The 25,368-nt window shown below is 65.1% G+C and carries 21 protein-coding genes; 14 read left to right on the forward strand and 7 right to left on the reverse strand.

The window, feature by feature from the left end; genetic code table 11:
• Positions 1-65: 65 nt before the first annotated feature.
• Positions 66-920, reverse strand: a complete 855-nt coding sequence (locus ACQP06_RS04630) for a hypothetical protein (RefSeq protein WP_433670691.1) — start codon at positions 918-920, stop codon at positions 66-68.
• Positions 921-1,184: 264 nt separating this feature from the next.
• Between ACQP06_RS04630 and ACQP06_RS04635 the strand changes: the two genes are divergently transcribed.
• Complete coding sequence (locus ACQP06_RS04635; RefSeq protein WP_433670693.1) at positions 1,185-6,857, forward strand: alpha/beta hydrolase; 5,673 nt, start codon at positions 1,185-1,187, stop codon at positions 6,855-6,857.
• Positions 6,838-7,485 (forward strand): pentapeptide repeat-containing protein, encoded by a 648-nt coding sequence (locus ACQP06_RS04640; protein ID WP_433670694.1) that lies wholly within the window; start codon positions 6,838-6,840, stop codon positions 7,483-7,485. Before ACQP06_RS04635 ends, ACQP06_RS04640 begins: the two co-directional genes overlap by 20 nt.
• A 438-nt stretch (positions 7,486-7,923) precedes the next feature.
• Here ACQP06_RS04640 and ACQP06_RS04645 read toward each other — a convergent pair whose 3' ends face one another.
• On the reverse strand, positions 7,924-8,628 hold the full coding sequence (locus ACQP06_RS04645) for a hypothetical protein (RefSeq protein ID WP_433670696.1): 705 nt from the start codon (positions 8,626-8,628) through the stop codon (positions 7,924-7,926).
• Positions 8,629-8,785: 157 nt separating this feature from the next.
• Here ACQP06_RS04645 and ACQP06_RS04650 point away from each other — a divergent pair, with 157 nt between their 5' ends.
• The 12 genes from ACQP06_RS04650 (at position 8,786) to eccB (ending at position 18,530) form a co-directional block, all read left to right on the forward strand.
• The gene (locus ACQP06_RS04650) at positions 8,786-10,654 is read left to right on the forward strand and encodes a hypothetical protein (RefSeq protein ID WP_433670697.1); all 1,869 of its coding nucleotides are present in this window, start codon (positions 8,786-8,788) and stop codon (positions 10,652-10,654) included.
• On the forward strand, positions 10,651-11,424 hold the full coding sequence (locus ACQP06_RS04655; protein WP_433670699.1) for an ESX secretion-associated protein EspG: 774 nt from the start codon (positions 10,651-10,653) through the stop codon (positions 11,422-11,424). The genes ACQP06_RS04650 and ACQP06_RS04655 overlap by 4 nt, the downstream gene beginning before the upstream one ends.
• A gap of 84 nt (positions 11,425-11,508) precedes the next feature.
• Positions 11,509-11,874 carry a hypothetical protein gene (locus ACQP06_RS04660; protein ID WP_357089002.1) on the forward strand — a complete coding sequence of 122 codons (366 nt, stop codon included), beginning with the start codon at positions 11,509-11,511 and terminating at the stop codon, positions 11,872-11,874.
• 23 nt (positions 11,875-11,897) lie between these two features.
• A complete protein-coding gene (locus ACQP06_RS04665; protein WP_357282351.1) occupies positions 11,898-12,185 on the forward strand; it encodes a YbaB/EbfC family nucleoid-associated protein in 288 nt (95 codons plus the stop codon).
• A gap of 108 nt (positions 12,186-12,293) precedes the next feature.
• Complete coding sequence (locus ACQP06_RS04670) at positions 12,294-12,608, forward strand: hypothetical protein (RefSeq protein WP_357088998.1); 315 nt, start codon at positions 12,294-12,296, stop codon at positions 12,606-12,608.
• Positions 12,605-13,942 (forward strand): hypothetical protein, encoded by a 1,338-nt coding sequence (locus tag ACQP06_RS04675; RefSeq protein ID WP_433670701.1) that lies wholly within the window; start codon positions 12,605-12,607, stop codon positions 13,940-13,942. Before ACQP06_RS04670 ends, ACQP06_RS04675 begins: the two co-directional genes overlap by 4 nt.
• A gap of 33 nt (positions 13,943-13,975) precedes the next feature.
• Entirely contained in the window at positions 13,976-14,290 is a 315-nt protein-coding gene (locus tag ACQP06_RS04680; RefSeq protein ID WP_357088993.1) for a PE family protein, read from the forward strand.
• Between the two features lie 16 nt (positions 14,291-14,306).
• Positions 14,307-15,335 (forward strand): PPE domain-containing protein, encoded by a 1,029-nt coding sequence (locus ACQP06_RS04685; protein WP_433670704.1) that lies wholly within the window; start codon positions 14,307-14,309, stop codon positions 15,333-15,335.
• Positions 15,332-16,120: an ESX secretion-associated protein EspG gene (locus tag ACQP06_RS04690; RefSeq protein WP_433670705.1), complete on the forward strand. Its 789-nt coding sequence runs from the start codon at positions 15,332-15,334 to the stop codon at positions 16,118-16,120. The genes ACQP06_RS04685 and ACQP06_RS04690 overlap by 4 nt, the downstream gene beginning before the upstream one ends.
• Before the next feature lie 90 nt (positions 16,121-16,210).
• On the forward strand, positions 16,211-16,513 hold the full coding sequence (locus tag ACQP06_RS04695) for a WXG100 family type VII secretion target (RefSeq protein ID WP_357282343.1): 303 nt from the start codon (positions 16,211-16,213) through the stop codon (positions 16,511-16,513).
• Between the two features lie 57 nt (positions 16,514-16,570).
• Entirely contained in the window at positions 16,571-16,903 is a 333-nt protein-coding gene (locus ACQP06_RS04700) for a hypothetical protein (RefSeq protein ID WP_433670707.1), read from the forward strand.
• Positions 16,904-17,018: 115 nt separating this feature from the next.
• The gene (gene eccB, locus ACQP06_RS04705; RefSeq protein ID WP_433670709.1) at positions 17,019-18,530 is read left to right on the forward strand and encodes a type VII secretion protein EccB; all 1,512 of its coding nucleotides are present in this window, start codon (positions 17,019-17,021) and stop codon (positions 18,528-18,530) included.
• Positions 18,531-18,566: 36 nt separating this feature from the next.
• On the opposite strand, the gene ACQP06_RS04710 is transcribed toward eccB, so the two are convergent.
• The 5 genes from ACQP06_RS04710 to ACQP06_RS04730 are packed head-to-tail and all read right to left on the reverse strand — an operon-like array spanning position 18,567 to position 25,286.
• Complete coding sequence (locus ACQP06_RS04710; RefSeq protein WP_433670711.1) at positions 18,567-20,078, reverse strand: serine/threonine-protein kinase; 1,512 nt, start codon at positions 20,076-20,078, stop codon at positions 18,567-18,569.
• A 9-nt stretch (positions 20,079-20,087) separates the two neighbouring features.
• Positions 20,088-21,398 (reverse strand): DUF7373 family lipoprotein, encoded by a 1,311-nt coding sequence (locus ACQP06_RS04715; RefSeq protein WP_357282339.1) that lies wholly within the window; start codon positions 21,396-21,398, stop codon positions 20,088-20,090.
• 8 nt (positions 21,399-21,406) lie between these two features.
• The gene (locus ACQP06_RS04720; RefSeq protein WP_433670713.1) at positions 21,407-22,777 is read right to left on the reverse strand and encodes a DUF7373 family lipoprotein; all 1,371 of its coding nucleotides are present in this window, start codon (positions 22,775-22,777) and stop codon (positions 21,407-21,409) included.
• Between the two features lie 15 nt (positions 22,778-22,792).
• The gene (locus tag ACQP06_RS04725; protein WP_433670715.1) at positions 22,793-24,103 is read right to left on the reverse strand and encodes a DUF7373 family lipoprotein; all 1,311 of its coding nucleotides are present in this window, start codon (positions 24,101-24,103) and stop codon (positions 22,793-22,795) included.
• Between the two features lie 10 nt (positions 24,104-24,113).
• Positions 24,114-25,286, reverse strand: coding sequence for a DUF7373 family lipoprotein (locus ACQP06_RS04730; RefSeq protein ID WP_433670717.1), 1,173 nt, complete (start codon positions 25,284-25,286; stop codon positions 24,114-24,116).
• Between the last annotated feature and the right edge of the window lie 82 nt (positions 25,287-25,368).

Consider the following 25,368-nt stretch of genomic DNA (forward strand, 5'->3'; position numbering starts at 1 on the left):
CCGGTCGGATACCTGTGCGACCTTACACATTCGAGGTGCTCGTGTCGGCCCCGGCCGAGGGTAGCTCAGTGTTCGCGGGGACCGATGTGACCGTCGTCGGTGATGTGCAACGCGTCCAATGCCGCGGTCGGCCCGCCGGTGATGGCGACATCCCAGCCGCCTTCGGTGCGCTGTGGCGCGAAGGACATGGCGTCGGTGTCGACGCCCGCGCCGATCAGGTACAGCCGGATCCGGTCGGTGGCCTCCGATTCCAGCAGCCCGCCGGGGGGAGCGTCATGGACCGGCCAGGGCCGACGCCGCCGGAAACCGAGGCGCTCGATCTCCCGGGCCTGCTGCTCCTCCAGGTTCTCGCCCCGCCCGCGCGCCAGGATGCTCCACACCGCGTCGCGCTTGTCCCAGCGGTAGAAGAAGGCGCGACTGGTCACCTGCAACCGCGCCGAGATCAGCCCGGAGTCCTTGCGCTGCTGCACGTCGATGCGGGCGCTGTGCCCGTATCGATCGCCGAGCAGAACCTCCAGGTCTCGGGTCTTGGCCGACGAATCCTCTCGCGTCCGGGTCACCACGGTCGACGGCATGGCCGCGAATCGCCGTACCAGGTCGTCGAATTCGCTCGGCGGGCCGGAGAATCGGGCGCTGATCTGGTGAATCCGCCCGTTGAAGCCCTTGTCGACGCGGTTGAATCCCTCCCCGACGAGGCCGGCCTTGTCCCAGGTTTCCGACCCGTCGAGCTCGGGCTCGAATCCCAGCCCCTCGAGCAGCGAGACCAGCTCCCGGGCGCGATGCACACCCTGCGCGATCACCGCGGCGGCCTGGCGTTTGCTGATCGGCGTCAGCGTCGAGGCGACCCCGCCCCGATACCCGGTGTACTCCTCGGGACCGATCCGGCGCACGCCCTGAGGAATGAACCACAGTGTTCGCACGGCGACATCCCTTCCGCGTCGGTCCGGCCGCAATCTTGCCGCCGACCATAGCCGATCAATAGCGGCGGGGCGCCGCCCAGTTGATCCTCGGCGCGTTCTGTGGCAGCGTGGCGCGAGATCGTGAGCTGTCACGGCGTGAAAGGCGCTGCCGGACAGCGCATCAGCAGAGCAGGTCAGCGCGTATTCGGGGGCGGTCGTGGCGTCACGGGGGTGTCTGGTTGAAACCACTACCGGGCGAGTGATTCTCATCGCAGGTGGTCGGCGATGATCTGGGAGCCGCCGCTCGCGGGGACGCTCGGGTGGCTGGTCGGCATGAAATGGCCGGACGGCAACGAGGATTCCATGTGGGGAATCGCCGACGACTGGAAGTCCAGCGCCAAGGATCTGCGCTCGATCGACGCCGACATCGACGAGGCCATCGCGGCGGTCCGCAGGGCGTATCCGACCGGCGACGGTGGCGACAAGATCATCGAGCAATTGCGGACCATGCGCGTCGGCGACCAGTCGATCGACAAACTCGCGGAATGGTTCGAGACCATCGCCGGCACTGCGGAGAACACCGGAACCGAGCTCGAATACACGAAGCTCATGTTCTATACGACGCTGATCACCCTGGCCGCCGATATCGCCGCGGCCTGGCTGTTCCCTCCGACCGCGCCGATGGCGGAGGGCGCGGCGATCGGTATCGGGCGGATCGCGGTGCGCATTCTGACACGGCGGGCCATCAATTTCCTCGGCAAGGAGGGGCTCAAGGCCACCGAGATCTCGCTGATGCGTTTCGCCTTGCGGCAGACGATCATCGGCGGTGCGTTGGGTGCCTTGCAGGATGGCGGAATTCAGGCCTATCAGCACGAATTCGGTCGACGGAGCGAGATCAATACGCAGCAGTTGCTGCTCTCGGCCGGTGGCGGTGCGGCCGGCGGGCTGGTCGCGGCTCCCATCGGTAGATGGCTTCCGCAGGCGATGGTCAACCAGATCGCCAAAGCGCCCATCAAGAAGATCACCGCGGAGAAGGCCTCCAATCTGCTCGGCGGCGGAATCGCCGGCGGTGTGGCCGGGCTCGCGGGTTGGGCCGTGAGTGGCGGCGTCACGCACAACTGGCATTTCGATCCGCGGGTCGTGACCGCGGGCATCGCGGGCGGCACCTTGCCCGGCGTGGCTCATGACGGCAAGTCACCGTGGAAGGGGAGCCCGGACAAGCTCGGAGTCACCAGCCCGAAGGCCGATGGATCGCCGTTGGCGGTCACCGACAAACAAGTTCATCCTTCGGCGATCAAAGACGCTGCGCTCACCGAGAATTCGCCACACGAGGCCGCTCCGTCGCATGAGAAGAATACGGGCGGAACGACTCCGGGTGAACATCCGCAAGGCAGGCCCGCGGATCCACAGCCACGCCCCATCGATCCCGGGACACCCAAGGAGTCCCTCGCTGGTGCACTCAAGGCGGATCAGGTCGCGCAGGTTCCGGTCCAACACGGTCCGGTTGTAGACGCTCGTCCGGTCGAGAGTCCACAGCACTCCAACCCGGCGCACACACCGCCGTCGGGCGAACCCAAGCAGGTTCCCGCAGCGGCTCCCCGGACAGAGACACCGGTGGTTTCCCGTCCGGAGACCACGGTGGCGCCGCGTGCGGAAACACCGGCTTCCGGCCGCGCCGACGCGCCGGGTACTCACACTCCACCCGCCGAACCGCGAGCAACTCCCGCGGCGATCCGTGACGCGGGGAGCCAGCCGACGCCGATGACGGCCCGGGCTACCGGCCTGGAAGTACCGGCTGGTCGTGCGGATCTCGCGGAACCAGCCCGCGCGGTCGAGTCGCCCGCACGCCCCGAGAGCCGCGAACTCGTCGGTGCGGGTACCGGGCCCGAATCCCGTATCGGTGCACGACCCGAGCACCCTGCGGGGTCGCCGGAACAGCATGGCCCACGGCGCACCAGCGGCCCCGATTCGCCGAGGTCCGGTGATCATCCCGTCGGCGAGCCGAGCACTCGTCATGTCGGCGATGCCACCGCGGAACGCCCTGTGCTGCCAGAGGATTCGCCGATCTCCGAGGCCGAGCACGCGCACGCGCGCGAAGCCCTGCAACAACTACACCCCGACGGTTCGCCCGAGCATCTGCTGCATCCGCCGGAAACCGATATCGCGGGCGCGCACAACCGGGCGACCGAGAATCACGAGTGGTGGCACGGCCTGACGCCCGAGCAGCAGCACGCGATGATCAAGGCCCATCCACACGAGATCGGTAATGCCGACGGTCTGCCCCCGCACGTGAAGGACGAGGCCAACCGACTGGCCATCACCCGGGACCTGAACGCGCTGCACGAGCAGAATCCGCGCATCGAGAAGTGGACGAGCCGGTTCACCGATCCGGAGAACTTCCAGCAGTGGAAGAACCTCGAATCCACGCGCAAGGCGCTGGAGGAAGCACACGATCTCGCGGCGAAGTACGCCGACAAGTTCGGCGGCGAAGAACCGCCGGTGCACGTGTTGTCGTACGACTCGAAGGAATTCAACGGTGAGGGTCGGGCGGTCGTCGCCTTCGGCGACACGTCGAAGGCGTCGTCGGTCTCCTTCCACGTCCCCGGCATCACGACCACAGTGCGCAGTCTCGAAGGCAATCTGAAGAACGCCTTCAACCACATGTGGGAGACGACGCAGCGCACCCAGGAACCCGACATGGTCGCCTCCATCGCGTGGATCGGCTATGACGCTCCGAGCGGATTCCCGAAGATCGTCCGCGAGATGACCGATGCCCGCCTGGCGCAACGAGGCGGCGAGCTACTGGCCCGAGATGTAGCCTCCTTCAGTCAAACTCGCCGACTGGGCGCGGAACTACCCGGCGGTCACCCCACCCCGGATGTTCACCTGTTCGGTCACAGCTACGGTTCCACGACCACCAGCTTCGCCGGCGCGGGCGGCCGCCTGCACGGCGACATCTCCACGATCACCCTGCTGGGTTCACCCGGTGCCGGCCCTGTCGGGCACGCCGCGGACTTCGGTATCGGCGCGCACAATGTCTTCGTCGCCAGCTCCTCTCGCGACCCGGTGACCTGGATCGGCGCGAACACGATCGGCGAAATCGGCCGTGTCGCACCGAAACTCGGCATGGGTCTGGGCATGGACCCCGCCATCGAAGCCTTCGGAGCCCGCCGCATCGCCGCCCAATTCCCCGGCGGCGCACACACGTTGAGTGATATCTCGACACACACCGGCTACTACAACCACATGGACGAGGGACGCTCCGTCCCGAGCGAATCCCTGCACAACTTCTCCCGCATCGCGTCCGGCCAAACCCCGCACCTCCTACCGGAGTACTCCCGTCCCGGCCACGAAGACCTCAATGCCCGGCAGCGCACCCTGGGCTCCAGCCCCCACGACCCGGCCCGCTTCCGCGCCCCCGAAACCGAGAGCCACCAGGGTGAACACCCCTACGGCTATGACGATCTGGTTCATTCCAACCGAACCCTGGACCCACCTCCCACCGCCCCCGAACGCACCCACACCCAAACCAACGACTGCGGCCCCCAAGCCCTCCGCCAGGTCCAGGAACTGACCGGCAACCCCAACATCCACGTCCCCGACGACCCGACGATCGCCGACCACGGCATGACCGCCGCGGAACTCGAGCACGCGGCCGGCGCCCACCTCGACCGCCACGAAACCCTGGGTTCCATAGCCGACCAACTCCACCGCCTCGGCGACGGCGCCACCGCCCTCGTCGTGGACGAATTCCACGGCCCCACAGACGCCAACGGCGTCGGTGCCCACGCCTACACCATCACCAACGACGGCGGCCGCCTCGTAGTCCACGACAACGCCGTCCCCGGCGGGCCGCACTCGTTCCCACCGGACCACACCAACGTCAAATCCACCCACGCGATTGTCTTCGACTCGCACGGCAATCCGGTGCGCCCGCTCGAATCGACTCCCCGCGAGAATCCTGGAGGTTCACGGCCGGAATCCCGTGTCGGCCAACCGCAGTCACATCCGGGCACTCCCGAGCACACGAGCCCGGAGCATGTCCCCGATGGCGCAGAGCCCGCCCACACGAAACTCCCTGTCGAGGACAAGCCGTATTACGCGAACCCGCGTTACGAAGATCCCACGGCCTCACACGAATACGCAGCCAAGCACCGGAATGGCTATGGCGAGGTCCAGGCTATCCGCGACGATCACGCCGCCAACCATCCCGAGATCTCCCGTCTCACCGATGCCGAGCTGCACGCGATCCGTCGCAACCAGGGCATGAACCTCAACGAGCAGGTCAACGACGCGACCCGCAACGGCAACGCCCAAGCTCTGCACGACCAGGACGTAGAGATCCGCACGCTGATCTCCGGCTACAACAAGCTCCCCGACCACGAGGGTGTCGTCTACCGGTCTCTGTACATCGAGCCGCGTGAGTTGGAGCATTTCCTTGACGCGTACCAGCAGGGCAATATCCAACCCGACCGGGGCTTCGCCTCCTCGGACAAGGAAGGATCGATGCCCGGCGGCAATGTCGAGCTGATCATCGACTCCCGCTTCGGGAAAGATATCTCGTGGGCGTCGGGCCAGCAGAACGAAGTCGTCTTCCCGCCGGGCAACGAATTCCTGGTCAAGGACCAGTACCCAATCACCGATCGCTACGGCAACACGAAGTTCGTCGTCGAACTCCAGGACCTAGGAAGGGCCAGCCATGAGCCAGGAGGAAATCGACCGCATCGCTCGGAAAGTGATGGCGCGCCGCAAGCCCCTGTCGCCGGAAGACCAGGAACGGGCGGAGATCATCCGCCGGCACACAGCCGAACTGGAGAAGAAGGGACGCCCCCCGGCCACCGAGGACCAGTCGAAGATCTGGCAGGCGTGGGGCGAGTCGGAGATCGCCCGGATCAAGCGGGAGCAGGGCGAGAACACCTAACCGGCGAGGATTCCGCTGCACCCGCTCGCGTCGCCGATCCCGAACAACGCTCGCCCAGTGCTCATTTCGACCCGGCCTTGGAGCGACCGTCAACACTGACGCCCCACCTGGCCTCCCGTTTCGAGGAGATGCGCGCTGCCGCCGGTGAAATCGCAAAGGCGCATTTCGAGCCGACGCGCGCAGCCGAACTACCCGCGCTCCGTGAGAAGTTCGTCGAGATCCTGGACAGAGTGGGCCTCATGGACCCCCGCGAGAGCGTGACTCCCTGGCGCCTCCTCAAGGAATACGATCCCGCACTCGCCCGGTACTTCGAGCAGCACCACCAAACACTGCTCCCTAAGGCAAACGAAGCCGTCACGCCGCATACGCCCCACACGGCCAACCACCAGCAGGTGTCGTCCACACCGGTTCGAGAATCGAGCCCGGAAGCTGCTGTCGACCGCAAACCAGATCCGCCCGAAGATGGCATCGGCGCGGCGGCCGTGCCCGCGGCAGACAAAGGTGGCCAGGCTCCGTCAGGTGCGGTTCCTTCTGGCCCACGTCCAGAGTTCACGGACGGAGAGCGGGCACAGCATTGGCAACACCTCGACCAGGTGGAGGCTGCCCATCCCGTGGAATTCGATCACCTCCAGCGGGACCCGGACAAGAATGGTGGTATTTCCGAACCGTCCAAGGACGAAGCGCGTGTGGGACTTGATCTGCGAGAACAGGGGCGTCTACCGCAGGATATTCAGCGACCGGCCCAGGCTGATCGTGGCGAGTTCTACTCGCCCAGCGCCGAGAGGTATTACGACATCAAGGGTGTTCACTCGGACTGGCCACCGTTCAACAACGTGCGCGACAAGTCGAAACCGTTCAAGGGTGCATATGACCCAGCGAAGAACAGTCGATGGGTCGATAAGCTCCGTGAGCAGATTGAGGAGAAGGACCGAACCGTTATCATCGACCTACGCAATGCCAACCAGGTCGCAATCGACGATATCTTGCTGTTAGTACAAACACACGGATGGGACGATAATGTCATCTGGTACCCATGACGACTGGGTCCCCCGCAGGTTTCCGAGCAGCGTAGAGGCATCGGCGCGGCTGCGCGACTGGCTGCTCGAACGTAAAGTGGGTGGGCTTGATGCCGGCGGGCTCGATCTCAGCGACTCTGACCTGTCTGGAGGCAACTTCACCGAATCCTGGCTCGGTGGAGCCATATTAACCAATGCCAAGCTGGTCAATGCCGAACTGTATCGATCCGATGCGGAGGGAGCCGACTTCAGTGGGGCGGATCTGACGCACGCTTCCCTGGTGCGGGTGAACCTTGACGACGCGATCCTCCGGAACGCCATACTCGACGGCGCCAATCTGGTCGGTGCCTCACTGTATGGTGTTGACGCCACGGGAGCCTCGCTTCGCGGCGCTGCCCTGATGGGTTCTTCTCTGTTGCACGTCAATTTCCGTGGAGCGGATCTCTCCAACGCGACAGTTGAGGAGAATACCTTCAAGGTAAGGGTAGACGAGACAACCGTATTCGAAGGCCTGTGTGGGACTGTTTTCGGGCCTATTACTATCACCGCGGGTGATGAAGAGTACGCGCTCGGAGGCCCGCAGTTGGAAGACTGGATCAATACACGAGGTGGAGCTGTTCGAGTGCTCGCGCCGAAACCTCGCTCCTGACATGGATTTTGCTTCAGGGTCAGCCAGCGTGATCCGCTCGACTGGGCGGCGATTCAGGCCGTCGGCAGCATGCTGATGGATTCGGCGCCAGACGGCTGGACTCAACTCAGGTATGAGTATCGCGCCACGATCCAGATTGATGGTGATCGCCTGGAATCCGTTCCGTCAGAGGGGCTGGTCGCCCGCATCTCTGCATCGTTCGCCGTCATGGAGCAACTTTCGGACCTCAGGTCGGCGATGTTCGTTCCCGAGGTCGGTACCTGGTTCACTGCGCGAGTAGTGATCGATCGCGGCGGAGATTGCCGGGTGGCGTTCGACTACGACGGTGAGCCGGACTTTGTTCCACGCCTCACGCCCGACGCGTACGCCCTGGACTTCGAGTACTTTCCTCGGAGCGAAGAACATGCGCCCTGTGGCTGCAGGCCAAACTGGGGAGCGTCAGCCGTGGCTCTGATTTCCCATATTCATCTGTGCCGCAGCCTGATTGATTGCGGTGGCGAACTCGAAGGTCAGTCGCATGACTTCGAGGTACGCGGCGGAGTCTCGATCGTGGACGCCTCGGATCCAGCAGATGACCGCGCCCTCGTTGACCCGGATGCGGGCGGTGGGTGCGATCTGGACGATGGAGTAGGCCGCGGCCATGACCGGGCGGGTCAGGAGTTGGCGGGCATGGTCGGGGTGGTTGGGGGTCAGGCCGAGATACCAGCGGTCGAATTCTTCACTGCCGCTGGAGAATCGGCGGTGTTCGACCGACTTCTTGTTGAACTCGAGGAGCCACTCTCCTTGGGTGGAGAGCAGGTCCAGCCTGTCCACCGAGCGGTCGACGCCTTCGATGACGACGGCGGTGTGGCGCCAGGTGGTGATCATGTTCTGGAACATGGTCTCGTGTTCGACCAGAAAGGTGGTGTACGGAGCGCCGGCCGCCCGGCCGTGGATGGGCGCTTTGTACTTGGCCTTCGACGGGTACGGGCACAGTCCGATTCCCGCGTGCTGCTCACGCCACTGGGGTGCGGGCCAGCCGACCGCGCCGCCCATCGCGGCTGCCATTGCCTCTTGTCTTTCCCGGTCGCGGGCGTTGCCGGAGATATTCAGCGCCACCAGCGCCACGACGACGATCACTCCGATGACAATGGCAATGGCCATGAATCCCCCTCAGCACTACCGCGGATCACGATTGCCCCCGCAGTCGAATATCGAGCCTCGCAGGCAGCCTACCCACGGCGCTGGTGAACGGCTCGGCTGGATCGGGCTCCACGCAACCGGTTAGGCTGCGATCACGTCCACCTGGGAGGGGAGAGCGATGGCCGACGACGACTTCACCGGACTCAATGGCGAGAGCAAGAAGGGCGTCCTGTTCAACCGTGAAGCCGCGCAGACGATGGCGGATCAGGCCGCGGCGATGCTCGCGATGGTGAATGCCGCCATCGGCAAAGCCCCACAGGCCGATCTGGGCGCGCTGAATCAGCGGCATTCGGGCGACGAGCTCGCGAAGAAGTTCAACGAGGCCGCGAAGAAGCTGGTCGAGACGACCCTGAAGGAACATCAGGAGGTGCTCACCAAGATCGGTGAGTCTTTCGTGGGCGCGGCGCGGTTGTACGTTGACACCGATCAAGCCTCGGCCACGGCCTTTTCCGGTGATGACGCCCGCGTGAAGTTCGAGTCGATGGTGCCGAAGCCGGGGCAGCCGGGGTTGGCTGTCTCGTCGGTGCACGTCGATTCGGTCAGCATGCCGGGATGGGGTCAATCGGGTCGAGGGAACAAGTACACGTGGTCCGGTACTTCTTCGGATGACTACGGCAATCTGCTGGCAGGGACTGACAAGCAATCGGCGCTCTCGGGGAAAGCCAGCGGGGTGGAGCTGGATCCGAAGGGAATCACCGGGGAGCCCGGCGCCCAATACGAATGGGACGACTTCCATAATCATTGGCAATACATCAACGATTCAGGGGTTCTCGGGAAGCTCGAGGCTTACGCACAGTCGTGGAACACGGCGAGCGCGTACCTGAAGGCCCAGATGACCACGTTCCAGAACGCCAACGACAAGTATCTGACCGGCTATCAAGGCAATACGTCGAAGATGAACGAGGTCTGGGCTTCAGACGGAGCGAAGCTGGCGCAACAGGGAATCACCAACTACCTCAAGAGCGTGAAAACCCTCACCGACGGTATGGATCTGATGGCCCTGAACCTGGCTTTCGCGCAGGGCTGGTTGAAGAAGCTGCAGAACTTCCTGCCCTATCACAGCATTTCCCAGACCACGGTAACCACCGCCACCCGCGGCGGCGCTGTCACCACGCACATTTCGAAGCGTGATGTCGACGAGGCGATGACGAAGATGCGGCAGGCCTGGGACAACTGGTATGTCGAGGGCGTCAAGGATTCCAGCGCCGCCGTACCCATGCTCGGGAACCCCAACGACGCGATCACCGTCCAGCCGCAGCAGGTGCAACCGGGGCCGAACCCGAATCCGTCTGGAAACCCCAGCGGCAATCCGACCGGGGACCCCAGCGGCACTCCGCAGACACAGGTGCCGAACCTGGACAACAGCCCGACCCAGCCGACGACTCCGACCACGCCCACCACGCCAACGGACAAGAACCCGAGCACTACCACCGATACCACCCTGCAAACGCTGATCACGCAGGCGAGCACGGTGTTGCAAGCCGGGATCACAGCGGTGGAACAAGGGGTGGAGAAGGTCGCGTCGGCGATTCAGACTGGTCTGCAGACCACGCAGACGACCCAGACCACCAAGCCGAGCGAGGACCTGCAGAATCAGCTGACGCAACAGTTGCAGAATCTCGGCCTGCTACCGAACACCAACACCCCGTCCGGATCTCCGACCGGAGGCAGCCCGTCGGGCACGCCTACCGGCACAGGCTCGCCCCAGACGCCGAAGACTCAGCTGGCTCCGCGTTCGGCCAATCCGACATCTACGACCGAGGCGGATAAGGAAGTGGCCACGACATCGCGTGCGGGACTCGCCGCGACGAGTTCGTCCTCGTCCACCGGGTCGTCCGGCGGGATGGGTGGTTCGCCGATGGGGGCGGCAGGTGCGCAGGGGCAGGGCAAGGAACACAAGCGTCCGCAGTTCCTCACCAACCTGGACAATCTCGAGGCAGTCCTGGGTGAGGCGCCGGCAGCGGTCACCCCGGTGGCCGAGAAATGACGGTGCAGTGGCGGTTCACGGAGGCCGAGTTCTATGTGCTCTGGATGGATCGGGTAGGTGTCGAGCCGCCTGAGCCCTTCATGTTCACGTCGGTGACGAGGACTGCGGACGAGTTCGACCTGGAAATGCGGGGGGCGCGAGAAAGTCTGAGCCACAAGCTCGGTGGTGACTTCTCGACGGTGTTCGACGCACTGACGAATCCGGATCTCTTCCTGACCGGATACGGGTGGGACGACCAGGATCGGTGGGGCACCGAGTCGATGGTGCGCGTCCATGCGGCCCGCAAGGGCCCGAAAGGCTATGTGATCAGCCAACTACCGGGCGCAACATATTGGCGTCGGGGCGGCTATACGGTGGCCGAATGTGATCCGCTGCGACTTGCCGATGCCGTTGTCGAGGCAATGCCTACCGGTGACCGGGGCGGGCGGGGAGACATCGGGCTGGTCACCGACGAGCAGAACATCGATCACGACTTCGGCCGGTCGGCCATTGCTGCGGCGCCGGACACCGCGGTATCCAGAGCCCGAGAATTCCTCGAGGCCACAGCCTCGAACGCCGGTGAAATCCACATCGTCCAGGGGAGTTCGGTATTCGGGCCGCGCGGGATCACCCGCCACCAGGTGCAGTTCCGGGATCTCGTGGATGACGGCCGCTACGTGATCGTCGACAATCCGGCGCGGGCACTCGCTGTGGACAAAGCCAGATTCCTCTCGGTCATCAATAGCTACGTCGCGGCTGTGATCCAGGTGATCAAGGACGAGCGCGGCTGATCGATCGCCGAAACCGAAATGTTCTTGTCTGGCCGGAGTGGCCTATGGTAGTCATACGCCAAGCTAACTGGGAGGGAGTTCGCCGTGACTGAGGTGGGGGCGGTCAGTTCTGGTGCTGGTGAGGGGGATTGGGCCTCGCTGGTGGTTGCCAATACGACCGGGTCGATTCGGGTGCGGACTACCAATCAAGGTCTGCCGCTGGCCGTGAAGGTTGAATCGGCTGAGTTGCATCGGGATCCGGGGCAGTTGGCGGGGGAAGTGTTGCGGCTTTGCCAGAAGGCTGCCAATCGGGCTGGACTCGCGCTGCGGAAGCAGTTGGAGGAGGCCGGGGTTGATGCGGCGGGGCTGGCTAGAGCGGGGCTTCCTACCGAGGCGGATGTGGCTCGGCAGGAGATTGTCGAGGAGCAGGACTACGATACTGAGCCGCAGAGTTGGCTCAGGACGGTGTGAGAGGGGGGCTCGTGGTTTCGTCGATGGATGAGTTGCAGGAGCAGGTGCGGCGGCAGCTGTATCGGTTTCAGGACTTGGCGGATCAGATGGCGGCCGTGCGCGGGCGGGAGACGTCCGAGAACGGGGCCGTGACCGCGGAGGTCGACGGGAACGGCGCGCTCAAGGACCTGCAGTTCAGTAGCGCGGTATCGCGAATGACGCCGGCGGAGTTCGAGCAGGCCGTGGTGACGACGGCGGCGCAGGCGGCGCGGCGGGCGTTCGAACGGCGGGCCGAGATCGTCGACCGGTTCAATGAGGAGATGGCCGAGTAGGCCGGTCTGTTAACAGAACTTTGCGCCAGAGTTTGCATCTTGCGGTCTGGCACAAGAAATTTCGTGCTTGTAGTCTGAGCAAGATCAAGGGTAGTGGGAGGGACACTGATGGCTGATCACGTGGCGGCGGAATTTCCGCCCATCCTGGCGTACGGCACCGAGAAGGCGGGAATCGCCGCGCAGGTCGCGGGGGCGGCAGCCGCGGACGTGGGTGCCGCGATGGCGCAGGCGGTTCCGGTTTTCGGTCTGATCGGGCAGGAATTCCTGGCGGCCTTCGCGGTCGCGCAGGGGAACTTCCTGATGTCGTCGGCGGAGATCGCCGCGGTGCACGCGAACACGGCCACGGCGGCGTACACGGCGGTCGGCACCTACGGCACCAATGAGGTGACCTCGGCGGCGAGCTTCCTATCGACGATGCTGTGACGAGTCCGTCGAATCCGACCGTGCTGGACGGGCTGCGCAGCAGCCCGATCGGTCCTTACCTCGATACACCGGTCACGGATGTGTTGAGCACCATGGGATTGCCGCAGCTGCCGCAGATCCCGCAAATCAGCCTGCCGGATCTGTCGGGGCTGCAGCTGCCCACGCTGCCGACCATCGACCCCACGGCGTTGATCCAGCCGGTCACCAGCCTGCTGCAATCGTTCGGCACCGGGAGCCTGAGCAACAGCAGTTTCAACCCGGCGACCATCATCACCTCGCTGATCAGTGCGCTGACTTCGGCTACCTCGCAAAGCAAGTCGGCGACCAGCACGCTGATGAACACTTTCAGCGGGGACGCGGCGACCGCCGCTCAGCTCAAGAGCAACGAGGTCGAAGCGCAGAGCGGCACGGTGGCCGCGCAGGGCGCGCAGCAGCACGGCATCCTGATCTCCGCCGAAGCCATCGTCGCCGAGGGCTACGCCGAAATGTCCGCTCTCATCGCGCAATTCATCGCACAGTTGACCGCGGCGACCGCGCTGATCGCCACCCCCGCAGGCATCCCGTGGCTGATCGCCACCGCGACCGAGACCATCAATGCGGGCCTGGCCATCGCGGCCAAGACCAAGGTGCAGCTCGCGGGCAGCACCGCCGAGATCCTCGAGGCCGGCACGAAGATCATGATCGCGGGCGCGCCCGTCGCGTCCAATATCTCGAACCTGGTGAACATGGTCGGAACCGCGCTGCAGCCCATCTCCAGTGTCGCGCCGACGGTCGCCGAGAAGGTGGTCGAGAAGGGCGCGACGGTGCTGTCCAGCGGCGTCAGCGATCTCAGCTCCGCGCTGACCAGCAACAACAACACCAATACGAACAACAACACCAACAAGACCACCACCACGACGCCCTCGACGACCACCACCAAGACCGACGAGGCCAAGAAGACCGAGAACCCGGACGGCACCAAGACCGACGGTGGCGGCGGCAGCCCGCTCAGCACCATCTTCGGCGGCGGCGTGCCCACCACCACGACGCCCTCGAACACGGTGGGCGCCAACCGGATTCCCACCGGCGAGGTCAGCAACACCGGCGCCGGAATACCGAAGACCACCACCGAGGCCAACGGCCGCACCACCTCGACCAGCTCGCCGGGCATGACGGGCGCCGGCGCCGCCGGACGCGCGGGCGCCGCCGACGAGGAATCCACCTCGGACCGCTCGGGCCTGGTCACCGGCGCGCACGGCGACGAAGTGGTCGGCGTCATCGAAGGCGTGGTGCTGCCGGTCGTCGGCGCCATCGAGGCCATCGAGGAGCCACCGGACAAGGCCCTCACACTCTGATTTCGAATTGCCAGGGGACACAGGAGGATTGGCATGAGCATCAACGCATTCGACGGTCTGCGCTTCGACGCCTCGACCGCTCGCGACGCCGCGGCCCAGCTGGACGCGCTCGCCGACCGCATCGCCAACGGGCTCGGTGTGGAGCAGGCGAAGCTGGACTTCGCGCCCGCCGGCTCCGACGAGGTGTCGCAGCGCGCCGCACAGACCCTCAACACGGTCGCCGCGTCCTTCGTGGCCTCCGGCGGCGACGGCGTCACCGAACTGCGGAACCTCGCCTCCACGTTGCGCAGCCAGTTCGACGCCTTCGGCAAGGTCGAGGAGCAGTCCGTCCTCGGCTTCGCCGGCTGAGCGGAGACCCTTCTCGATGCTGGAACCGACGAAACCCGGCTTCACCGAGACGGTTTGGGAATCCAGGCCGCCCGAAGAGCTGGCGCGTGAACTGGTGACGGGCGCCGGGGCGATCCCCGCCGCCGAAGCCGGGCTCGCGTGGACTCGACTGAGCGCGGGTTTCGCAGCCGCCGCTGTGGAGTACGAGAGAATTCTCGTAATCCTCGACAGTGCTTGGGAATCCAAGCACAGTGGGCCCTTCATCGAACGCATCAGAGCGCTGCGTGACTGGATGGGGGCTTCTGCCTCCGCGGCCGCCGGTAATGCGGTGCAGGCCGAAACGCACGCGGCCGCGTACGAACTCGCGAAACTGACCATGCCCGACGTCGACGAGGTCGAGAAGCTCAAGGATCTGCAGCAGCTGATGCAGCAGCTCGGGCTGGCGGGCGGGATGCCCCTGCTGGGCGGGCTCGCCAAGACCGACATGGACGCCGACGCGGCCAAGGCGCAGGCGGCGCGGGTCATGCGGACCTACGAGGCCGCCACCGAATCGCTGGCCAAGCCGTGGGAACACCAGGCGCCGCCGCAGGTCACCGCCGGGCTGACGCCCGCCGAACAGCCGGTCGCACCGGTCGAGGCGGAAGCGCCCGCGGTTCCGACGCCGTCGATGCCGAATATCAACCTCGGCTCGCTCAACCTGCCGCCCATGCCGTTGACGCAGGTGCGCGCCACCACCGTCGAGGCCAAGGAAACCACCACGCAACGCGTTGTGACGCAACCGGTTACGGTGCAGCAGAGCGGGACGACCATGGCCCCTGCGCCGATGGGGGGCGCCGGGCAGTCCAGCGACGAGGAGCACACGCCGCGGGCCGGTCTCGTCGGCGCGCCCACCAGTGACAACGAACTGGGCCTCACCTCCGGCATGCAGGTCGCGCCCGCCGTCCTCGGCGGCCTCGACCCGGCCGCCCAGCGCGCGCCCGTCGACATCGCCTTCAACGCGGGCAGTGGGTCCGAAAAGGTAACCAGCACAGCGGAATCCGGCGGCGGTCAGGGGTCGGCCACATGACCACCCTCACCAACGACGGACTCATCGCGCTAGCCGGCCACCTAGGTGTGCAGACCTTACCGCTCGTCCTATCCGTCGGGCCACGCCAGGAGGCCTACCAGGACTGGCAGGAAGCCCAAGAGCAGGCCCGCGCCGACCTACGCGCCCGCCGCATCGTCGACGCCCACGGAGACGTCGACACCGACACCGCCACAACACTTTTCACCCTCGCCCAACCCGACCGCGAGCTAGCCATGCGGGTCCACACCGCAGACGGCCAACTACGCGTCTGCGTCGCCCGCCGCGCCGACAGCCACGCCGTCGCCATCCGCCGCGGCGACACCCTCGACCTGAATCCCCTATGGTCCGACGGCTCCGGCGACTCCCTGGCCCGCCCCCTCCTCGACGCCCTCGGCCCCTGCCCGCCCGCCGATCTCGCCGCATTCAGCGCCGAATCCGCCGACCTGGCCGAACGCCTCGACACCGCAACAACTTCCGAAGACTACGCGAGCACCGTCTACACCCTCGGCGTCCCCGACACCGACGCCACCGCCTACGGCCTCGCCCTCTCCGCCACCCACTCCTACGCCGAAATCGTGGCCTACGCCTACGCCGACGGCCTCACCGACCGATCGCCCGGAGCCGTCGCGGTCTACGACACCGCACGAGGCCGCATCGTGGCCGCACCGGGCGTCGCCCCGGACCAGCAACTCTGGTCCACGCTGACACCGGGCAGTGATCACCGTATCGCGCAGTCGATCTCGGCTCTGATCGACTCGCTGCCCGGGGGGAGGTGGCTGTCGTGAGTCACCCGTGACTTCGCAGCTGACGCCCCGAACCGGTGATGCCGCAGCGCATCGCCTATCCATTTCCGAAGAAAAGGCAAGGTACAGACGATGGTTGCAAACGAAGCGGAACTCGCGAAGGCCGCGCAGTCCCACATGGCCGACGTTGTCGCGTCGATCAAGGACGTGCTGAAGAAGATCACCGACCGGGTCGACTCGTCCAAGGGTCACTTCGCCGGTGAGGCGGCCGACGCGTTCAACTCTGCCGCGGTGGCGTGGGACGACGAGGCTCAGAAGCTGAACAAGGCGATGGACGAGTTCCAGGAGAAGGTCGGCTCCGGTACCGACGTCTTCCAGAACGTCGACATCACCAACAAGGACGACTTCGCAAAGGCTCTCACGAACCTCGGGTGACGGCCGCAGGGCCTGAACGAATTCTCCGACTTCTCCAACTCTTGCAAAGGAAAAGAAATGCTTTACGACAAGGCTGGGATGACCACCCTCGTGGCGGATCTCCGTCAGTTCCACAGCGACCTGGTCGCGATCGCGGGTGACGGCACTTCCAAGGTCGACACCTCCAGCGACCTCGGGCAGGCCGTCGAGCGGCTGAAGAAGGCTTGGTCGGACCCCAACAGCGGTGCCGAGAACGGTGCGCTGGAAGCCGTGGTCGCGGCGAAGGGCGACTGGGACAACGCCTACGCGGACAAGTGCCTGTCGACTCTGGACGCCGTCGCGCACGCGGTCGAAAGCGCCCTTTCGAATGCGCTCGCCGCGGACGCCAAGGTCGGCAACTCCTTCATGTAGCGAGACGCCGGTGCCACTTGCGAAAGCGCACCCTTCGCGAAGGAGGGTGCGCTTTCGTCGGTCGGCGCCCAGTACTCCGTGTCCGTAACTCCGGGTTCGACGAAGGATTTGGTTAGTGCCAGCCCAATTGACCACCCGTGCCCAGGTCAATGGGTACCGATTTCTACTGCGCCGCCTCGACCACGCACTGATCCGCCGAGATGTCCGCATGCTGCACGACCCCATGCGGTCACAGTTCCGATCGCTGATGGTCGGCACGGTCCTGGCCGTACTCGTGGTCGCGGGCGCGGCCATCATGGCATTCATTCGTCCGCAGGGCTCCATCGGCGACGCCAACATTGTGATGGGCAAGGACAGTGGCGCACTGTACGTCGTTGTTCGGGACAAGGACGACAAGACCAAGATGACCCTGTATCCGACGCTGAATCTCGCGTCGGCGCGGTTGATCTCGGGTACGAGCGAGACACCGAAATCGGTCAAGGACAGCAAGCTGAATTCGGTTCCGCGTGGACCGATCCTCGGAATTCCCGGTGTTCCGGCCGCCCTTCCCGGTACGGGACAGGGTGAGCGCTCCCAATGGACTCTGTGCGACAAGGTGCCGCTGTCGGCTTCCGGTGGTGCGGCTTCGTCCTCGGGGGCGGAAACGACTGTCATCTCCGGGAGTCTGGAGCTCAGCGACCGGGTGAAGGTGGCCGACAAGGGCTCGGCGGTCTGGGCGAGCAAAGGTGGCAAGGACTACCTGATCTACGACGGCAAGATCGCGGAGTTCGATCGGGCCAAGGATTCGATCGCGCAAGCGCTCGGGGTCAGTGGCAAGCGGCCGCGCCCGGCGACCACCGATCTCATCGGTGCGGCGGTCAGGGTTCCGCCCCTGGTTCCTCCTACGATTCCGCATGTCGGCGAGAACGGCCTCGGCAAGCTGAACAGCATGCCGGTCGGCGGCATCATCAAGGTGGCTGCGCTGGATGGATCGGACCGAACCGATCTGTACATCGTGCTGGCGGACGGCGTGCAACGGATCTCCGCGTTCACCGCACAGGTGATCGGCTCCGACAACTCCCAGGGCATGAACGGCTTCAAGGCGATGACCCCGGACGTGCTCAACGGTATCCCGGTCGTCCATTCCTTGCCCGTCGACGACTTCCCCGACTCCACTCCGAAGATCATTGCCGCGGAGGACAACCCGGTCACCTGCATCACCTGGGCCAAGAAGAGTGGTCTCGGCAAGGAACAGCCGGATGCGACCGAGGGGCCCTCGGACCGGGCTACGGTTCAACTACTCGTCGGCACGCGTCTGCCGCTGCCTGATTCACGGAAGCCGGTTGATCTCGCTACCAAGGACGGTTCTTCCGGTGACCGGGTGGACGCCGTCTATGTGCCGCCGACCACTGGTGAATTCGTGCGAACCACCGGCATCGAGCCGGGCAGTCAGCGGCGCGAGAGCTTGTTCTACATCGCCGACAACGGGATCCGATACGGCATTCCCGATCTCGCAACGGCTCAGACACTCGGACTGGGTGGTGCACCGCACCTGGCTCCGTGGGAGATCATCGGCCAGCTTGTCCCCGGTCCGACGCTGTCCAACAAGGACGCTCTGAAGAACTGGGACACGCTGCCGACTCAGTAGGGAGCAGGTCCGGTGGTGTTGATCACCGGACCGGTGCTACTTGACTCGCTTGCGCAAGATCGGCAGGAGTTTGTCGAGTAGCACCTGCTCCGAATTGGCCGACCACTGCCGGATGGCGGCAACTGTAGTTGGATCGTCGACGACGATGACCGACGCCGTGGTCCCCGCTACCGAGGCCGGGAGATTGACCAATCCGCCACCGCCCGCATCGGTATCACTCCGGACGGCGAGCAGGTAACCCGATGTCACCTGGGACAGCGCGGCGTACTGAGAGTCCGATCCCGATTTGATGGGCCGGGGATTCGGTTCATCTCCCTTGCTCAGGAAATTCGGGTTGTAGCTGAACCCGAGGTCTTCGAGGAACTTCGACTGCGCACTGGGCTTCAGCTGAACATCCATCTCCGCCGAGTAGCCGCTCTTGCCCGAGATATCCATTACGACAATGCTTTTCCCGTTGAAGGCGGGATTATCGCTACGGGCCTCGGCCAATGCGCTTCGGTCTCCGCTGGACGTCGAGTCGCTCATCGCCCAGATTCCTGCGCCTGCGGCCAGTGCGACGACCGTCGCGGCAACGCCTCCGGCAAGCCAGAGACGTTTACGGGCATCCTTCTGCACAGGCGTCGCGGTAGTGGTTGCTGCCCCTGACGCCGTTGCTGGAACAGTGTTCCGGGCGTGTGGCACGGTCTGCATCGACAGACCGGAAACCCCGTACTCGAGCGCCGACTTCAGCGCGGCAGTGAACTCGTGGCAGGACTCGAATCGATCGGCGGGATTCTTCGCCATCGCCACAGCGATCACATCGTCCACCGCAGCCGGCAGCGTGGGGTCGACGGCGGTGATACGCGGTGGCGGTTCGCTGAGGTGCCCCATCATCACCACGGCCGGTTGGGTGCCCGGATACGGATTCTGCCCTGTGACCAGGCGGAAGAAAGAGCAAGCGAGACTGTAGATATCGGCACGGTGATCGAGCCGATCTCCACTCAATTGCTCCGGCGAGGCATAGGCGATCGTGGCTACGAAGCCACCCGCTTGAGTGAGCTCGCTGGCGTCCTCGGTCGACTTCGCGACGCCGAAATCGGTCAGCAGCACACGTTCTTCGCCGCCGTCACCCATCGACAGCAGGAAATTGGCGGGCTTGACGTCCCGATGCAGCAGACCTCGACGGTGCGCATGGTCGAGGCCCCGGCCGACTTCGGTCACGATGTGCAGTGCTCGCCACGGGGTTATCGACCGAGGGTCTCGTTCCGCGGCAGCGGCCGCGTCGATGCCATTGACATACTGCATCGCGATCCAGAGCTGACCGTTGTCCTCGCCGCGGTTGTAGATCGCGACGATATTCGGATGGTCCAGAGCCGCAGCGAGATTCGCTTCACGTTCGAAGCGGGCCCGGTACTCCGCATCCTGGCTGTACTGCGGGCTCAGTACCTTGAGCGCGTCCCATCGCGGCAACTCGGGATGCCGAGCCAGGTAGACCGTGCCCATGCCACCCGATCCGAGCTTACGCTCGATGCGGTAGCCGCGGATGATGGTGCCCGCTCCGATATTCATCCGGATTCCTCACATGAACTGGCTTTTGGCCAGCAAGGCGTACTGTGCTGCGGCGCGCTGCTGGACGTCGACCAACTGGGGACTGGCTACCCGGGCGACGTACCGGCCGTAGTGCACCGCACAGACGTAGACGGTGCTGGATGCCGGGAGATCGAAGGCGTACCAGGCCTCCTCGAACTTGTCCTTGGGTTCGGCACTGCACGAGATGTCGGGGACGTTGGCCGGTGCCTCGGCGGAGCCGCTCGCCGTTGCCTTGATTCCGGACCACAGCGTGGCGGCTGCCTCGGCGTCCCGTGCGCGGAATACCTGACCACCCATGGTGGCGTTGGAGACACGATCGACGCCGTTGTCGTCGAGCAGACGTTTCCATGTGGCCTGGTCGTCGACATAGTGGAGATGGCCTCGGGGCGTGTGTGTCGCCTCGCTGACCGGATGAGGACGGAGGTACTCCTTGGGGTGGAGAGTTCTGCGTTGCATCTCGTCGGGGTCGTAGTCGAGACGGAGAATCTCGTGTGGCGACAGCGCCGGTGCCTTGTCGAGAAGTGGCAATTCCGCTGCGAATACTTGCTGGGCCAGCGTCCGCAGCCCATCGAGGTCGGGTTTGGGCTGTGCGACATAGACATTCACGGCGTACTGACCATACGCCAGCGTCGCGGCCATCGATGGAATGCCCGGGCGCCAGTGGGCTTTCGCGTCCGGCTGTTTGTCCAGGGTGATGTGGACGTTCTGATCGGCCGAGACCGCGAAGTCCGCGGCCTCCATCTGGTCGGCGGCCGCTCGAGCACGTTCGCGGTCGGGGAACTGCAAGACGGTCACATTGAACGCGGTGGCTTCTGGATCGCCCAGGGCGCCATCGAACGGATTGAAGTTGCCGGATCGATCGCGTTGACGGGATTTCGGCAGTTCCCGCGTGCTTGCGGCGGTCGAGAAGCCGAACATCATTCCATTGCTTTCCAGCACGGGACGGACAGCTCCCGCCAGGACCTGCGTCGCTTTCGCCGCGGCCAAGTTGTCCATCGACAGCGCAAGCACGTTATGGCTGAATTTCGGGTCGACGTCGGCGCCGACCACGACATTGTCGGCTAGTCGTCCCAGAGCGAGGGCCCGGGCGTCGAGCGCGGTGTGCTGATACGAGAACCGCACGTCGAGCGGTTCGGTCGGGTAGTTGCCGACGGTGAGTTTTTCCAGGCCGATCTCGCCCGCGGCCGGAGCCCCCTTGACCGTGCTCGCGCACCCTGCGACCGAAGTGGCAGCCAGAAGAACCGCGAGGGCGCCGATGATCGTTCCGCCCGATGAACGGTGAGAACCGAGCTTCTTCACAAGTCCCCCTACTTGTTGTTGGCCAGGATGGCGTACTGCGCGGAGATCCGCTGATACACATCCTGTTGCTGCTGTGACCACACCGTCGCCGCGTACCGTCCGTACGCGACGTAGCAATGGAAAGGGGCCGCGTGGTCGTCAGGTCCGTGGTACTTCACGCAATGCGCGTTCGGAAGCCCGGCCGGAGGGTCGATCCGATGTTGATATCGCGAGGCAGACGCGCTGTCGAGGAAGGTCTGAGCTGAATCGGAATCCTTGGCCCGAACCAGAAATCCCGCACCGTCGCTGATGGAATCCACGCCGGTCTTCTCGAAGAGATCCCGGTACTTGGCCGGATTCTCGACGACGTGCAACATGCCCTGTCGGTCGAGGGTCCCGGTGAACGCCGCCGAGGTCTGGTCGCCCGCAGGACGTGGCAGGGTCACCCGGAGCATGCCATCGGGGTCCAGTGGGAGACTGGCGAGTTTGTCCGGCGGTGTCGGCTGGAAGGTCTTCAACCGCTCGGTGGTCACATCGATTGCCTTGTCGGCCAATGCGAGAGGCGCGGGCTCGGGAGCCACTCCGAAACTGTGCTCGACGGATCGATTCTCGACCAGATCGAACATGGTGAAGATGACAAATTTCCCGGTGGGATACCAGGAAGCGAGCCGCTGTTCCGTTGGAGCCCAGATGATCTGGGCGGCAGGATGCTGTGCCGAATGGAGCGAATCCACCACCGCGCCGTCCTGCGACAGCCAGAAGCCGCGACGGACCAGAGCGTTTGCGGCGTTGGCCGCGGCGGCGTCGCTGTCGAAGATCATGACCGTATTGGTCAGCGTGTAGCCCAGGAAGACATCGTCGGCGGGACGTGCACTCGTCGCGAAGCCGACGACGAATCCGGCCGCGTCTTCGGCGAAGTGATCGATATTCAGGATTCCGTCATAGGTGTTCGGTTCGGTGAAGATGTGTACGCCGGACCCATTCCGGGCCAGGGTGGGGTCGATCTCCGAACCCAGCGGCAGAATATTGCCGAGTCGAGCTGCCTCGAGAATGCGGGCCTGCTTGGCGGGGTCCGCCGCAATCGGATCCTGCGGCTTGGTCGGGTAATTGCCCGTATCCAGCTTGCTGAGTTCCGCAGGCTTCTCTTCAGCCGCATGTGATTCCGACCCGCACCCCGCGCTCACCAGGACCGAAATCGCCAGCGCTGCGGCCGCGGCCGCGCGCACCCCGAGACGGGCCGACCGTAGTCGGCCATGGCCATGACGCATGTCGAAACATCCCCCCGATACCGAATTACCTGTGACGCCGTACTTCTGGTGTGCCGAGTGTACTGGTGGGTCGGATGTGAGGCGCGCCATGCTGATTCGCTGTGAGGGTTCTTGCTGGTTGTGAGGCTTCAAAGGGCGGCTGGCAGGTCAGAAGGATTGGCTGTTCGCGAGTAGGGCGTATTGGGCGGCTGCCTTCTGTTGGGCATCGAGGAGTTGGTCGCCGGCGACCTGGGCCACGTAGCGGTGGTACTGGAGTGTGCAGGTGAATTTGTCCTTCTGGTTCCAGGCGCTGGCGCTGGTCCAGGGATAGGTGGTGTCGGGATGGGAGGTGCGGGCGCAGGTGGTGTCGGGGACGGCGGGGGGTTCGGCGGAATCCGGTGTGAGAGCGATGATTGCGTTCCGCAGGGCGATGGCGGACTCGGTGTCGGGTGTGCGGAAGAGGAGGCCGCCGTGGGCGGCGGTGGAGACGCGGTCGACGCCGTGTGCGTCCAGCAGTGGCTTCCACGTCGCCGGGGCTTGGACGTAGTGCAGATAGCCGCGGGCGGTATGGGTGATCTCCGAGTTCGCGTCGAGGGCAATGTAGTCCGTGGGGTGCAGGGTGCGGCGCAGCATGGCGTCGGGGTCGTAGTCGAGGCGGAAGATCTCGGGGGTGGACAGTCCGGGTGCCCGGTCGAGCAGAGGGAGTTGCGCGGCGAAGACCCGGTCGGCGAGGGAGCGGAGAGCATCCAGGTCGGCGGTGGGCGTCTGGACGAACACATCGGCCACGTAGCGTCCGTCGGCGATGGTGGCGGCGAGTGACGGAGTGCCGGGTCGCCAATGGGCTTTGGCGGCGGCGGTGCGGTCCAGGGTGACGCGGACGTTCTGATCGGGAGACACGTCGAAGTCGGCGGCCTCCATCCCCTCGGCCGCGGCTCGTGCTTGGTCCGCGTCGGGGAACTGGATCACGGTGACGCTGAACAAGGTGGCGTTCGGGCCGGCGATCATGCCGCCGAACGGCTGGAAGTTGCGGGAGACCTCGAAACCGATCATCTGGTCTCGTGCTTCGGTGCTGGCCGCAGCGGAATAGCCGTACACCATGTGGTTCCGCTCCAGCACCGGTTGCACCGCATCCCCCAGCATCGTGGAGATGCCCGACGGCGACCCGAGCACCCTGGACAGCACGGTGTGACCGAACATGGGATCCACCTCCGGCCCGACGACCACATTGTCGGCCAGCCGGGCAGTGGCGAGATTCTCCGCGATGATCATGGACCGGTCATAGGTCGTACGGACGTCGAGCGGGTCGGTCGGGTAGTTCCCCACCGGCAGTTGCCGGACGTCGACCTCCGCGGCGACCGCGACACCAGAGACATCGTGACCACATCCGGCCAGCGAAGGGATTGCCGCGACGGCCGTGATGCCGAGGGCCAGCCTGCCGAAAAGCTTTCTGCCGCACTCACGGCGGGTACCGATTCGCACCGCGATTCCCCTACTTGTCATTCGCGAGGATGGCGTACTGGGCGGAGATCCGCTGCGACGCATCCTGCCGTTGCTGGGACCACACGTGCGCCACGAACCGGCCGTAGGCGACTGTGCAATCGAACGGGAACGCGTGGCGGTTCGGGCCGTGATACTTCGTGCACCGGGCGCCCGGGAGACCCGCGGGCGATTCGATCCGATGGCGGAACTTGTCGACGAAATAGGTGTCGAGCAGATCTTTCGCGGCGGTGTCGTCCCTTGTGCGATACAGAACTCCCGCGCCGTAACCGACGGCGTCCACGCCGTCCTTCGCGAAGAGTGAGAGCGCCGCCCCGGAAGCGTATTCGCGGTGTAGTGCGCCGTGCGCATCGAGAGCGCCGTTGAATCCGTGCGCGGTTCGATCACCGGCCGGGCGCGGCAAGGTGAGGCGACTCATGCCCAGCGGGTCGAGCGGCAAGGAGGTGAGCCGGTCCGGCGGCGTCGGACGAAACGACTTCAACCGATCCTCGGTGACGGCAATAGCCTTGTCGAACTTAGCGATCAGGTCGGGCAGATCCGAGATCTTCTCGGATGCCTTCTCCTGATTCTGGATCAGCGTGCCGATGACGAAACTCCCCACCGGATAGAACCCGGCGACGACCTGGCGGACGGGCTGCAAGGACAACAGCGCACCGGGGTGGGCTTCCGACCGTGTGGGCTCGCCGGAGCCCTCGCCCCAATCCAGGAATCGGGCCGACGCGAATACCTCCGCTGCCGCGGCGGCGTCGCCGGCACTGTCGAAGGACAGGACCAGATCGGTGAGCCGATACCCGAGGTCGGCATCCACGTCGGTCTGTGCGGAGGTGGCGAACCCTGCGGTGAACCCCGTCGGATCGGTCGTGAACGCCGTGTCCTCCAGCCACCCGAAGGCCGACTTGCCACCCCTCATCTCAGGGATCAGCAGGTCGGAGACATTCGTGAACGGGCGCACGCCACCAGCATTGATGGTCAGGGCCGGGTCGATATCCATCGGCAGCGGCATGGCGTCGCCGATCCGCAGCGCCTCCGCGGCGCGGCCCGCCGCACCGCCGTCGGACGCGGTGACCTGTATCGGCGTCGTGGCGTAACTGCCGGCGTCGAGCGACGTCAGATCGACCGAGTCCGCCTCGTGTGCAGTCGATTCCGACCCGCACCCAGCCACCACGAAAGATATGACGACTGATGCCGCTACCGCACACAGCCTTGTCCGGGCCGACTGAGGTCGGCCGACACCATGAATCACGTAG

The sequence above is a fragment of the Nocardia sp. CA-136227 genome, from assembly GCF_050955695.1.
Lineage (GTDB): Bacteria > Actinomycetota > Actinomycetes > Mycobacteriales > Mycobacteriaceae > Nocardia.